Raw genomic sequence first — 13,353 nt, forward strand, 5'->3', positions numbered from 1 at the left:
GAAAAGGATGGGGCGGCGGTGCCCTGCGCCCGTACTTATCGGGCCGTCTTGCGTTCGGAGATTAGCGTCAGTGCCTCGCCGTAGTGCGCGGCCACGTGGTCGGTCTTGTCGCTGCGGATCTCGTACTGCGGCCGTTCTGGGCTGGCATGGTGGGTGTGGCCTTTGTAGTCGAAGTCCCGGACATGGATCTTGATGATGTGACCGCTGACCTGACCGGCTTCTGAGTTCCAGCCAACGTGGTCGCCCAGCTTGAAGGTGCGCTGCCTGTCCATTCCGACATCCTCCTGATCTTGTGCCGCCAAGCCTGCTTTGGCTGACCGAAAATCAGTGTGATGGCGGGCCTTAGGCCATGTCAGCTGCTAGAATTGCCGACCGTTTCACCTGAATATCCCACGCCATGATCGAGCTTAATCCCGTCCGAGCCCGCATCGCCGACCTGATCGGTCGCCTCGATGCGCTCCGGGGGTTTCTTTGACTACGACGCCAAGAAAGAGCGTCTAGAGGAAGTAGAGCGGGAGCTGGAAAGTCCCGATGTCTGGAATGACCCGGAACGTGCACAGGCGCTGGGGCGCGAGCGTGCTTCGCTGGACAAGAATGTCAACGGCATCCGCAGCCTGACCGAAGGCCTGACCGGCGGCAATGAGCTTCTTGAGCTTGCCGAAATGGAAGACGACGAAGAGATTGCATTGGCCGTGGTCGCCGATGTCGATCGCTTCGAGAAAGATGTCGAGAAGCTGGAGTTCCAACGCATGTTCTCCGGCAAGATGGACAACAACAGTGCGTTTGTGGACATCCAGGCCGGCGCCGGCGGCACTGAAGCTCAGGATTGGGCCGAGATGTTGCTGCGCATGTACCTGCGCTGGGCCGAAGGCCGCGGCTGGAAGGTAGAGCTGATGGAAGCCTCGGGCGGTGATGTCGCAGGCATAAAGTCGGCCACCTTCCGGGTCGAGGGCGATTACGCCTACGGATGGTTAAAAACCGAGACCGGCGTGCATCGTCTGGTGCGCAAGTCGCCGTTCGATTCCGACAACCGTCGACACACCAGTTTCACCAGTGTGTTCGTCTCGCCGGAAGTCGATGACAACATCGACATCGAGATCAATCCGGCTGACCTGCGCGTGGATGTCTATCGTTCGTCCGGTGCGGGTGGCCAGCACGTCAACAAGACCGAGTCCGCCGTCCGCATCACCCACTTGCCGACGAATATCGTCGTGGCTTGCCAGAATGGTCGCAGCCAGCACCAGAACCGCGACACCGCGATGAAGATGCTGGCCGCCAAGCTCTACGAGCACGAATTGCAAAAGCGCAATGCCGAGAAAGATGCGGTCGAAGCCGGCAAGTCAGACATCGGTTGGGGCAACCAAATCCGCAACTACGTACTGGACCAGTCCCGCATCAAGGACCTGCGTACCGGTGTGGAGCGCAGTGACACGCAGAAGGTGCTGGACGGCGACCTCGACGAATTCATCGAGGCCAGCCTCAAATCCGGTTTGGACGCAGGCGCCAAGCGCGCCGACATGACGCATTGATGGAAGTGTGATGAACGAAGAAGCCACACCCGTACAAGACGAGAATAGCCTGATCGCCGAACGTCGGGGCAAGCTGGCCGCGCTGCGCGGGCAGGGCATCGCGTTCCCGAACGATTTCCGCCGCGCCGACCACGCTGGCGATTTGCAGAGCGCCTACGCCGATGCTGACAAATGGAACGGCGAGGCCCTGGAGGCCGAAGGTATCCGCGTGTCGATCGCCGGCCGGATGATGGCCAAGCGGATCATGGGCAAGGCGGCCTTCGCCAAGTTGCGTGATGTCACCGGTGACATCCAGCTGTTCCTGCAATCGGCTGCGCTCGGCGAAGCCTACGATCGCTTCAAGCACTGGGACGTGGGCGACATCCTGGCCGCCGAAGGCAGGCTCATGCGTACCAAAACGGGGGAGTTGTCGGTCAAGGTCGAAAAGTTGCGCCTGCTGACCAAGTCGCTGCGCCCGTTGCCGGACAAGTGGCATGGGCTGTCCGATGTCGAGCAACGCTATCGCCAGCGCTACGTCGATTTGATCGTCACGCCCGAAGCGCGCGATGTCTTCGTCGCGCGTTCGAAGGTGATTGCATCGATGCGCCGTTGGCTCGATGCACGCCGCTTCCTCGAAGTCGAAACGCCGATGATGCATTACATCGCTGGCGGTGCAACGGCGCGTCCGTTCGTGACGCATCACAATGCACTAGACCTCGACCTGTTCCTGCGCGTCGCGCCCGAGCTGTATCTGAAACGCCTGGTCGTGGGTGGATTCGAGCGTGTGTACGAAATCAACCGCAATTTCCGCAACGAAGGCGTGTCCACCCGCCACAACCCCGAGTTCACCATGCTCGAGTTGTATGAGGCCTACGTCTCCTACACCGAAGTCATGGACCTGACCGAGGCCTTGATTCGCCATGTGGCCGAAGACGCCATCGGCCAGACCGCGTTGGGATGGGAAGGGCGCGAGATCGACGTCGGCAAGCCGTTCCGGCGCTGGAAGCTGGAAGAAGCCGTGCGCGAGCTCAATCCGGAAATCAGCGAAGCCGACTGTCGTAACCGTGACGCATTGGCCGCGCACTGCGAGCGGTTGAAAGTCCCGGTCAAAAAGGGCTACGGGTGGGGCAAGCTGCTGCTCGAAATTTTCGAGAAGACGGTCGAGGGCGGACTGATCCAGCCCACCTTCATCACGCACTATCCCGTGGAAGTCTCGCCGCTTGCGCGCGAATCCGATACCGAGCCGGGCATCACTGATCGTTTCGAGCTCTTCATCGGCGGCAAGGAGATCGCCAACGGTTTCTCCGAGCTCAACGACCCCGAAGATCAGGCCGCGCGCTTCCAGGCTCAGGTCGAAGCCAAGGACGCGGGCGATGACGAAGCTATGCATTTCGATGCCGATTACATCCGTGCACTCGAAGTGGGCCTGCCACCGACCGGTGGTCTGGGCATCGGCATTGATCGATTGGTAATGTTGTTAACCGATCGCGCGTCGATCCGTGATGTGTTGTTGTTTCCCTACATGCGTCCTGTGACAGATTGATCGCGACGTAACTGACATGCCGCGGCACCAAGCGACGCGCATGTACCAAAGAGTCAGCATCGCACTCCATACGGCTATGGATTGATTACTCAAAATCGCCAAAAGTGAGATGCTATTCGCATTGCTTCAAGCGCTTGCATCACAAAGCATGGACGCGCCCTTAGTGGCATGGCGTTTGCTTAAAATTCAGGACAATCAGTCAATTTAAGAAGGCCAGGGGGGGCCGGAACCGGAGCCATCACGTGCGCGTCTTGATCGTGGATGACCAGAACTCAGCGCGCACCATGTTGCGCCGGATACTGGAAGATATTAGTCCTGCGCTGGATGTGCATGACATGGGGGAACCCGTCGCCGCTCTGGAATGGTGCGAGACGAACTCGCTGGATCTCCTGCTGCTTGATTACCGAATGCCCGGCATGGACGGGCTAGAGTTCTCCCATCGCTTCCGTCGCTCGCTCAAACATCGAGATGTCCCCATCGTGCTGGTAACCGTCGTGGGCGACGAGCCTGTTCGGCAAGCTGCACTCGAAGCGGGGGTGATCGATTTCCTGGTCAAGCCAATTCGCCCGCGCGAATTGAAGGCACGATGCCGCAACTTGCTTCACCTTCGACAACAATCTGAATCGGTCAAGCAACGCGCCTTGTCACTGGAACAACGCTTGTTGGCCAGCATGAACGAAATCGAAGAGCGCGAACGCGAAACCTTGTCGCGCCTGGCCCGCGCCATCGAGATGCGCGATGTCGGCACGAGCGCATATCTGGAACGTATGTCGCGTATTGCAGGATTGATCGCTGATGGGCTCGGTCTGCCCGATGAGCATGCACGCCTGATCGAAATGGCTGCGCCCCTGCATGACATCGGCAAGATCGCCGTGCCCGATGCCATCCTGCTCAAGCCAGGCAAGCTGGATGAAGCCGAGCTCGAGATCATGCGCAAGCATCCTCGCAACGGTGCGGACTTGCTATCGGATAGCCACAATCCTTTCATTCGCACAGGTGCCACGGTCGCGCTTTATCACCATGAGCGTTTCGATGGTAGCGGTTATCCACATGGATTGAAGGGCAAGGACATCCCGTTGGAGGCACGCATAGTCGCGGTTGCCGATGTCTTCGACGCGCTGATTTCCCCACGACCCTACAAGCATGCGTGGAGCACAGAAGAGGTGCTGGGTTATCTGTTTGCCCAGCGCGGACGTTTGTTCTGCCCGGATTGCGTGGATGTGCTGATGCGCGAACGTGAGCGTTTACAGGATATTTGCAATCACTATGTCCGGCGTCTGGAGTCTATGCCGTGAATTCTGTGAGCTGGATGCAGTCACGTTTGGCCGGCCGGCCCGATAGCGAGCATCAGCAGGCCTTCGTTCGCATCGTCATCCTCACTCTGGTGGCGGGCTATCTTTGGTTCGCCATCCGTCCACAAGGAGATGTGGTTCGCGAATTCCAATTGTCTTTCGCATTCCTCGGCGTGGAATTTGCAATCGGCCTGTCCATCATCATCTGGATGTTGGTTCGTCCCGCCCCCAGCAACCCACGCCGTTTGCTCGGGATGATGGCCGACTACAGCCTAATGGGCATCGGCATGTATCTCTTAGGTGAGATGCTGGCACCCCTATATGTGCTGTTGATGTGGGTGACGATCGGCAATGGCTTGCGCTATGGGCCACGCTGGTTGTACGTCGCTATCGCGATGGCTAGTGTGACTTTCCTCGCCGTCATCCTGTCCACACCATACTGGCAGCAGAACCCATGGGTCGGCTGGGGACTTCTCGCAGGCCTTGTGGCGATTCCGCTTTACTTTAGTAGCCTGCTAAAGGCGCTGACCCGAGCCACCGAGGAGGCTCGCGCTGCGAGTGCGGCGAAATCCCGATTCGTGGCCACCATGAGCCATGAGCTGCGCACACCACTCAATGGCATCATCGGCATGGCGGAATTGCTGCATACAACTCCGATGAGCAGCGAGCAGCAGGACAGTGCAAAAGTCATCCTTACATCGGCCCGTGCCTTGCAGCTACTGGTGGAGGATGTCCTCGATATTTCAGCCATCGAAGCCGGGAAGCTACAGCGCCATGACAGTGATTTCGACTTAGTCGAGCTTCTCGATGGCATACGCGTGATGCTATTGCCAGCGGTCCAAGCCAAGCAACTCGACTTCACGATGAAGGTTCCGAGCGACCTGCCGCGGAATTTGCATGGTGACAGTGCGCACTTGCGTCAGATCCTAGTGAATCTGCTCTCTAACGCAGTCAAGTTCACACCGGCTGGCAGCGTGCAGCTGGAAATAACGGTGTTATCGCGGGACCGCGACGATTTGCAGCTGCGCTTCGACGTCTCGGATACAGGCATCGGTATTCCAACAGAGGCGCAAGGGCGGATCTTCCGCATGTTCGAGCAGGCAGATAGCGGCCGTGATCGCCGCTATGGCGGGAGCGGCCTCGGCACGACTATTGCTCGGGCGCTGTCCGAGCTCTTGGGCGGCCATATTGAGCTCAGCAGTACGGAAGGCATTGGCTCGATGTTCCGGGTCGAGGTGCCGATGCGGGTCGCGAATGCAGCGATTGAAGTCCCGAAAAAAGTTGAACTTGGCAATGTCATCGCCTTCGATGATCCCTTCCTGCGTCATCGCGCACGTATCCAACCCAAGCAGATCATGGTCGTCGATGATCAGGAAGCGAATGTGCTGGTCGTACGTCGATTGCTTGAGAAGGCGGGACATCACGTGCGCTGGGCTGGCCATGCCGATGCGGTACTGGACGCGCTGGACACCGACCGAATTGATCTAGTCATCACCGATCTGCACATGCCGGGTGTTAATGGCATCGAGCTACTCAAGCAAGCGCGGTGGCTCCAAGCAGGACGCACCAAGAAAACGCCGTTCATTGTCTTGACTGCGGACGCCACGTCTGAGGCGGAAGGCGAGTCAGTACAGGCAGGTGCGCATGCTGTGCTCTATAAACCCGTCGTCGTAGCCAAGCTGCTCGAGGCGATCATCGCCGCGACCGGGCCGACAACTTCGCCTACCAAAGCAGATGACGGAAAGATCGTCAGGCCTGTTGCTATCAGCCATGACATGGTGGAAGACCTTAGGCAGATGGGTTTGGGCGAAGAGTTTGTCAGGAGCTTCTTGCAAGAGTGCATACAGGATGCGCGTCGTTGCATGCGAGAGATACGGCGGACCGCTGAAGCCGAACTCTGGGACGAGTGCCGCGATGCCCACCACGCCTTGAAAGGCGCGGCAGGGAACATGGGGGCGCTACAGCTCTCCGCTCAGGCTGAAGATGGAATGCGGGCAAGCAACCATGACTTGCGCATCAGTTGGCAACGACGTCTGACCAGCATGGAGCAGGGCTTGGCCGAGGCCATGACCGCACTGGCTGCACGCCAGATCATTCTGCGCAGCGATGATGCCAAGGAATAAGCAAGGGGGCACTGCGTTTGCCCCCTGGCTATTAGCCCCCGCGCCAACTTTCCTTCATAGCCATGTTTTCAGTCACCTCTTCAGGTCGACGTAATTGCGCACGCACTAGCCGCTGCATCATGCGCATCGCCTTGTCATCCAGATTCATAGCCGTTTCCACCCAGATATCCGTCACTCGGATAAGTTCTTCATGGGTGACAGGGTGGGCACCGTCGCGGATCTGATGCAATGCCAGGCGTGCACCGCTGATGCGTCTGTTCTGCCGAATGGTTTCATGAACCTTGCGGACGCCCTCACCCTTCGGTACCAAGATGTCGACGATGCCCATTTCGTGCAGTTGCTCGGAGGAATACATCACGCCATTGAGCATCATCTCTTCGGCGACTTTGGGGCTGACGCGCTGTGTCAGCAAGGTATAGGCACCCATGCCCGGGAATAGACCGAACAGAACCTCCGGGAAACCCATCTGCACACCACGCTCAGCGACGATGGTCTGGCATGCAAGCGCCAACTCGAACCCACCACCGAGTGCATCACCTTCGATGAGGCCAATGGTGTGTGCATTGGGATGTAGACGTGTCTGTAAGAGATGAATGCTGTCTACACACTCATGAGCGTAGTGGCGTAAGCCTTCTCGATCGCGTTCGAGAATCGACTTCTGGAATAGTTCGAGATCGCCGCCGAGGTTGAACACGTGGCTGTCGGAGGCCAGCACGATGTGGGAAAGCTCGCCGGGCTGCTCCTTGTCCAGCTGCGATATCGACTCGATGGTCTCGCGTGCGAAGAGGCGCAACTCACGCAGCAAGCGCGGTGAAAAACAGGCACGGTAATGCGGATCAGCAAATGCCTGTTTCGCGTGCATGAAGCACCAGTGCGCATGGTTGCTTGAATCACGCTCAATCCGGATCGTGGAGGGTTCGGCTTCGCGGTGGAGCAGTTCGACGTTCTGCATTGGTATATCCCCTGACAAGCCATCCGCGGCCAGGCTCGCAGGTGGCTACGGAGAGGGATCTAAGGCCCGGCGTCGTCACTCTAAACCCAACACCTGGAAGAGGTGTGTAGCGCCCGACAATCGGCTACATGGCCATCCATAAAAAAGGCCGGGAAATGTCCCGGCCTTTGACTTGATTCTGACAAGAGGACTTACTTCGCCTCATCACGAAGTTCACGACGAAGAATCTTGCCAACATTTGTTTTGGGAAGCTCGTCACGAAATTCGACGATATGCGGTCGCTTGTAGCCGGTCAGGTTTTCCTTGGCGTAAGCCTTGACCATGTCAGCGGTGAGGGCAGGGTCTTTTTTCACGATGACCACCTTCACGATCTCGCCGGAATGCTCATCAACGACGCCCACGGCTGCAACTTCGGCAACTCCCGGCATCGCCGCTATCACGTCCTCGACTTCATTCGGATACACGTTGAAGCCGGAGACCAGGATCATGTCCTTCTTGCGGTCGACGATGTAGGCATAACCGGTCGGATCGATGCGAGCCATGTCGCCCGTGTGCAGCCAGCCCTGGGCATCCATCACCTTGGCGGTTTCGTCGTCGCGCTTCCAATAGCCATCCATGACCTGCGGGCCTTTCACGCACAACTCGCCAATCGCCTCGCCATCCATCGGCAGGGTGTTGCCGTCTTCGTCCTTGATACAGATATCAGTCGAAGGAACCGGCAGACCGATCGAACCGTTGTACTCAGGGATATCTAGCGGGTTGATGCAGACCGCCGGCGAGGTCTCGGTGAGGCCATAAGCTTCGGCCAAAGTGCAACCCGTGGTTTTCTTCCAACGCTCAGCGACCGAACGTTGCACGGCCATGCCGCCACCGAGCGTAAGGCGCAGGCTTGTGAAGTCGATATCGGAGAAGCCCGGCGTGTTGAGCAGGCCATTGAAGAGCGTATTGACGCCAGTGAACGCGGTGAACTTGTGCTTCTTCAGCTCTTTCACGAAACCCGGCATGTCACGCGGGTTGGTGATCAGCACGTTCTTCGCGCCGAGGTTCATGAAGACCAGGCCGTTCGCCGTCATCGCAAAGATGTGATACAGCGGCAGCGCCGTGATAATGATTTCCTCACCTTCTTTCACACTCCCGGAGACCCATGCGCCTGCCTGCAGCATGTTGGCGATGAGGTTGCGGTGGGTGAGCACCGCGCCCTTGGCGACGCCGGTGGTGCCGCCGGTGTACTGCAGGAAAGCGATATCACGATTGCTGACTTCGACCTTGGGCGGTGTGTTGCGCGATCCCATCGCCAGGGCATCGCGGAAACGGACTGCGCCATTGATCTGATAGGCCGGCACCATCTTCTTGACGTGTTTGACGACGAAGTTGACCAGACTACCCTTGAAGCCGCCCAGCATGTCGCCGAGGCCGGTAGTGATGACATGTTTGACTGGCGTCTCGTCGATGATCTCGGCCAGTGTGTGGCCGAAGTTGTCGATCACGACGATAGTGCTTGCCCCCGAGTCCGTCAGCTGATGTTTGAGTTCCCGAGCGGTATAGAGGGGATTGACGTTCACCACGGTCAGGCCGGCGCGCAGCACACCAAAGGTGGCGATCGGCTGCTGCAGGCAGTTGGGCATCATGATCGCGACACGATCGCCCTTGGTGAGCTTCAGGTCATTGAGCAAGTAAGAAGCGAAGTCATCGACTAACTTGTCCAGCTCGCCGTAGGTCAACTCCTTGCCCATGCTGTGATAAGCCTTGCGATCACGGTGTTTGTCGATCGCCTGGCGTGCCACGTCGTTGATTGACGCATAGGCATCCGGATCGATATTAGCCGGGACACCTTGCGGATAGCTGCTCAACCAAGGACGTTGTTCGGACATGCATGATTCCCCTGCAAATGAGCCGCTACTAGGATTCGGCGGCGTATATAAGTCTTCTGATTGGAGCATAGGCTCCCATCAGTGACAAGGCGAGTCGCGCCACAATAATCTTGCTGCGTTGCAACAACTCAAGCTGCGGACTAGGTGGTGTCGACTTGAAGAAGGGACGTGGGCAGCAGGCTTCGCTTATTTCGGGTTGCTTGCATCCCATGCACGCAAAGCGTCCTCGACCGTGCGCAAGGCGCGCGGGATGGTGGCAGGATCCAACGCATCCACCGTGTCGCGTTCGCTATGGATCACTTGCATGATCTTGGGCATCTTCGGCTGTGACTTGGGATCTTTCTCAAGGTTCTGGTAAGCCGCGAGCACGCCCGCGATCTCGTCCTTGTCGGTCAGCGAGTAGGAAACCGCAGGCCATCCCGCCTTGAGGAAAGCAAGGTGATCGGTAGGCGGATACATTTCACCCGCACTCAGCTGGAAGTCGTTGGCCTTGGCGGCTGCCGTTGTCTCCGCATCCAGCCAGCGTTCGTTGGCCGGACGCATCATCCACAGGGTGTCGCCCCAACCGAACACGTCGAAGTTGACGTACATCGCCGGCTTCTCGCTTTCGGCATTGGACACGTAGGCCCGTGAGCCGAGCAGACCGCGTTCCTCCAGATCCCAAAACACGACTACGACGCGATGATTCTTGAGTGGGCGAGACTTGAATGCCGAAGCCAACTCGAGCACCGCTGCCGAGCCTGATGCATTGTCGGTAGCGCCACGACCTAAGTCCACGCGGTCGTAATGCGCACCGATCAGCAAGAGAGGCGTGCCAGTCGGTCCGCCGACATCGGCAAAAATATTCGTGCCCTTGAACTTGCCCGAGGTAAAGGTCTCCTCACGAGCGAGGAGTCCGAGTGAGGACAGGTGATTCTTGATCGCCTGTCCCCGCTCAGCCGTGTCGTCACCCGCACTAATCGCCGTGACCTGCGCTTGCCACTGCGCTGCCACATCGCGTGTCGCTGGCTGGGGTGTGGAAGCACACCCAGCGACAACCAGAACAGCAGCGATGATGGAAAAACGGGACTTCTGGCGCATGGTCAGGATCCTTGCAAAGGGGACGAATATCCTTGAGCGATACGGTCAGGCTGTTTTGCTGCCAGCCAATTGACGCAGCACGTATTGCAGCAAGCCGCCGTTCTTGAAGTATTCAACTTCCTTCGGCGTCAGCAGCAAGACCTTGACCTCGAACGATGTCTTGGTGCCATCCGTGCGCGTGGCGGTGATGGTTGCGGTCTTGGACGCGCCATCATTGAGTCCGCTGATCGCGATGGTCTCGCTGCCATCCAGTCCGTGCGCCTGCGCGTTCTCGCCATCCATGAACTGCAAGGGCAACACGCCCATGCCGACCAGGTTGGAGCGATGGATGCGCTCGAAACTTTCCGCGATCACCGCTTTCACGCCGAGCAGGTTGGTGCCCTTGGCCGCCCAGTCGCGCGATGAGCCCGTGCCGTATTCCTTGCCCGCAAACACCACCAGCGGAACACCATCGGCCTTGTACTTCATCGCCGCGTCGTATATCGCCATCTTTTCGCCGGCACCGCTTTTGCCGAAATACAGCGTGTAGCCGCCTTCCTCGCCGCCGAGCATCAGGTTCTTGATGCGGATGTTGGCGAAAGTGCCGCGCACCATCACCTCGTGGTTGCCGCGACGCGAGCCGTAGCTGTTGAAGTCGGCCGGCTGCACGCCGCACTCGAGGAGGTAGCGACCGGCCGGCGAATCCTTCTCGATTTTGCCGGCGGGCGAGATGTGGTCGGTGGTGATGGAGTCGCCGAAGATGCCAATGATCCGCGCGCCATCGATGTCCTCGATGCCGCCCACGTCCATCGTCATGCCTCCGAAGTAGGGCGGATTCTTGATGTAGGTCGAAGCGTCATCCCAGGCGTAGATCTGTCCGTCGGGGGACTGCACCTGCGCCCAGCGCTTGTCGCCCTTGAACACATCGGCATAGTTCTGCTTGAACAGCTCCGGGCCGACCGTCGCGGCGATGGCGTCGCCGATCTCCTTGTTGCTCGGCCAGATATCGCGCAGGAAGACATCATTGCCGTCCTGATCTTGGCCCAGCGGTTCTTTGGTCAGGTCGATGTCGACGGTACCGGCAATCGCGTAGGCGACCACCAGCGGCGGGCTGGCGAGGTAGTTCATCTTCACCTCGGCATGCACACGGCCTTCGAAGTTGCGGTTGCCCGACAACACCGAGGCGACGACCAGATCGTTTTCGGCGATGCCCTTGCTCACCGCCTGCGGCAACGGTCCGGAGTTGCCGATGCAGGTGGTGCAGCCGTAACCGACGACGAAGAAACCAAGCTTCTCCAGATCATCCAGCACGCCGGCTTTCTTCAAGTAGTCGGTCACGACCAATGAGCCCGGCCCGAGCGAGGTCTTCACCCACGGCGCGGCCTTGAGTCCCTTGGCCGCGGCATTGCGCGCAAGCAGACCCGCGCCCAGCATCACTGCCGGGTTGGAGGTATTGGTGCAGGAAGTGATTGCCGCGATCACCACCGAGCCATCGGTCAGGTGATGTTCGCCATCGTCCAATTCGATCTTGGAAATCGGCTTGGCAGCCAGCCGCTGCGCCTGTAGCTGATCACCGCCTTCGCTGTCGAGTTTGTTGACGGCGCAACCTACGGCGGCGCGGCTCGCGGTCAGCGGACCGACGTTGTCGTTGAAGTTGCCCTTCATGTCGCTCAGCAGCACGCGGTCCTGCGGGCGCTTGGGGCCAGCCAAGGACGGTTTGACATCGCCCATATCGAGCTCCAGCGTGGCGGAGTACGTCGCATGCGGGCTGCTCACGTCGTGCCACAGGCCTTGCGCCTTGGCATACGCCTCGACCAACGCGATGTGCTCGTCCGTGCGGCCCGACAAGCGCATGTAATTGAGCGCTTCGCTATCGACGGGAAAGATGCCGCAGGTTGCGCCGTATTCGGGGGCCATGTTGGCGATCGTCGCGCGATCGGCCAGCGGCAGATGTTGCAGGCCATCACCAAAGAATTCGACAAACTTGCCGACCACGCCATGTTTGCGCAGCATCTCGGTGACGGTGAGGACGAGGTCGGTCGCGGTCGCGCCTTCCGGCAATTTGCCGGTCAGTTTGAAGCCGACCACTTGCGGGATGAGCATGGAGGAGGGCTGGCCCAGCATCGCGGCCTCGGCTTCGATACCGCCGACGCCCCAGCCCAGCACGCCGATGCCATTGATCATGGTGGTGTGGCTGTCGGTGCCGTACACGGTGTCCGGGAAGGCGAGCAGGGTGCCTTCGACTTCACGCTCGACGACGACGCGGGCCAGGTGCTCCAGGTTCACCTGATGCACGATGCCGGTCGCCGGTGGCACCACCTTGAAGTTGTCGAAGGCCTTCTGGCCCCAGCGCAAGAAGCTGTAGCGCTCCTTGTTGCGCTCGAATTCGATCTGGGCGTTGAGGTCCAACGCTTCCGGGCGGCCGAATACATCCACCTGCACCGAGTGATCGATGACGAGCTCCGAGGGGATTTGCGGATTGATTTGGTCGGCGCGACCGCCGAGCTTGACCACGGCATCGCGCATCGCGGCCAGATCGACCACGCAGGGCACGCCGGTGAAATCCTGCAGCACCACGCGAGCAGGCATGAAGGCGATTTCGGTATCAGGCTCTTTCTTCGGTTCCCACTTCGCTACAGCTTCGATGTGTTCGGGGCCGACCGTCTGGCCGCCGTCCTCGTGCCGGAGCAGGTTCTCCAGCAGGATCTTCATCGAATAGGGCAGGCGGGCGATGTCGAATTGGGCGCCCAGCTTGGGCAGGCTGAAGTAGTGATAGGTCTTGCCGTTGACCTGGAGCTGGTCGCGGGTGGCGAAGGAATCTTGCATCTGTGGCTTCCCGATGTGAGGTAGCAGAACATTATCGCGACTACCCCATTCACGCCATGTGACGCAGGGCCTCGACCTTGGTCGCAGGCCTTGAAATTCAAGGGATTAGCGCGCACTCGGAGTTGATCAAAAAGCGTATTCAGGCGAAAATACCGAGTGCGGCCGCACGGCTGCCTTCT

General features: G+C 59.2%; 9 protein-coding genes. 4 read left to right on the forward strand and 5 right to left on the reverse strand.

The window, feature by feature from the left end; translation table 11 throughout:
- Nucleotides 1–35: 35 nt before the first annotated feature.
- Entirely contained in the window at nt 36–272 is a 237-nt protein-coding gene (locus BW989_RS10010; RefSeq protein WP_076587838.1) for a hypervirulence associated TUDOR domain-containing protein, read from the reverse strand.
- A gap of 125 nt (nt 273–397) precedes the next feature.
- Here BW989_RS10010 and prfB point away from each other — a divergent pair.
- The 4 genes from prfB (at nt 398) to BW989_RS10030 (ending at nt 6,466) form a co-directional block, all read left to right on the forward strand.
- Nucleotides 398–1,529 (forward strand): peptide chain release factor 2 gene (gene prfB / locus BW989_RS10015; RefSeq protein WP_129582893.1). Its coding sequence is split into 2 segments (ribosomal slippage): nt 398–472 and nt 474–1,529, totalling 1,131 coding nucleotides; the frame shifts between segments, so codons are not numbered across the junction.
- A 10-nt stretch (nt 1,530–1,539) separates the two neighbouring features.
- On the forward strand, nt 1,540–3,051 hold the full coding sequence (gene lysS / locus BW989_RS10020) for a lysine--tRNA ligase (RefSeq protein ID WP_076587840.1): 1,512 nt from the start codon (nt 1,540–1,542) through the stop codon (nt 3,049–3,051).
- A 242-nt stretch (nt 3,052–3,293) separates the two neighbouring features.
- Nucleotides 3,294–4,346, forward strand: coding sequence for a response regulator (locus BW989_RS10025; protein WP_083688473.1), 1,053 nt, complete (start codon nt 3,294–3,296; stop codon nt 4,344–4,346).
- Nucleotides 4,343–6,466, forward strand: coding sequence for an ATP-binding protein (locus tag BW989_RS10030; protein ID WP_083688475.1), 2,124 nt, complete (start codon nt 4,343–4,345; stop codon nt 6,464–6,466). Before BW989_RS10025 ends, BW989_RS10030 begins: the two co-directional genes overlap by 4 nt.
- 31 nt (nt 6,467–6,497) lie before the next feature.
- Here BW989_RS10030 and BW989_RS10035 read toward each other — a convergent pair whose 3' ends face one another.
- The 4 genes from BW989_RS10035 to acnA form a co-directional block, all read right to left on the reverse strand.
- The gene (locus BW989_RS10035; RefSeq protein ID WP_076587843.1) at nt 6,498–7,418 is read right to left on the reverse strand and encodes a crotonase/enoyl-CoA hydratase family protein; all 921 of its coding nucleotides are present in this window, start codon (nt 7,416–7,418) and stop codon (nt 6,498–6,500) included.
- A 191-nt stretch (nt 7,419–7,609) separates the two neighbouring features.
- Nucleotides 7,610–9,289 carry an AMP-binding protein gene (locus tag BW989_RS10040; RefSeq protein WP_076587845.1) on the reverse strand — a complete coding sequence of 560 codons (1,680 nt, stop codon included), beginning with the start codon at nt 9,287–9,289 and terminating at the stop codon, nt 7,610–7,612.
- 186 nt (nt 9,290–9,475) lie between these two features.
- On the reverse strand, nt 9,476–10,369 hold the full coding sequence (locus BW989_RS10045; protein WP_083688477.1) for a M28 family metallopeptidase: 894 nt from the start codon (nt 10,367–10,369) through the stop codon (nt 9,476–9,478).
- A 45-nt stretch (nt 10,370–10,414) separates the two neighbouring features.
- Nucleotides 10,415–13,174, reverse strand: coding sequence for an aconitate hydratase AcnA (acnA, locus tag BW989_RS10050; RefSeq protein WP_076587849.1), 2,760 nt, complete (start codon nt 13,172–13,174; stop codon nt 10,415–10,417).
- Nucleotides 13,175–13,353 lie beyond the last annotated feature (179 nt).

This window comes from Solilutibacter tolerans, assembly GCF_900155935.1.
GTDB classification, from domain to species: domain Bacteria; phylum Pseudomonadota; class Gammaproteobacteria; order Xanthomonadales; family Xanthomonadaceae; genus Solilutibacter; species Solilutibacter tolerans.

What these genes read in the sequence shown, in the direction of transcription:
- BW989_RS10010 (WP_076587838.1), bottom strand. Translation starts at nt 272, where the DNA reads ATGGACAGGCAGCGCACCTTCAAGCTGGGCGACCACGTTGGCTGGAAC.
- lysS (WP_076587840.1), top strand. Translation starts at nt 1,540, where the DNA reads ATGAACGAAGAAGCCACACCCGTACAAGACGAGAATAGCCTGATCGCC.
- BW989_RS10035 (WP_076587843.1), bottom strand. Translation starts at nt 7,418, where the DNA reads ATGCAGAACGTCGAACTGCTCCACCGCGAAGCCGAACCCTCCACGATC.
- BW989_RS10040 (WP_076587845.1), bottom strand. Translation starts at nt 9,289, where the DNA reads ATGTCCGAACAACGTCCTTGGTTGAGCAGCTATCCGCAAGGTGTCCCG.
- BW989_RS10045 (WP_083688477.1), bottom strand. Translation starts at nt 10,369, where the DNA reads ATGCGCCAGAAGTCCCGTTTTTCCATCATCGCTGCTGTTCTGGTTGTC.
- acnA (WP_076587849.1), bottom strand. Translation starts at nt 13,174, where the DNA reads ATGCAAGATTCCTTCGCCACCCGCGACCAGCTCCAGGTCAACGGCAAG.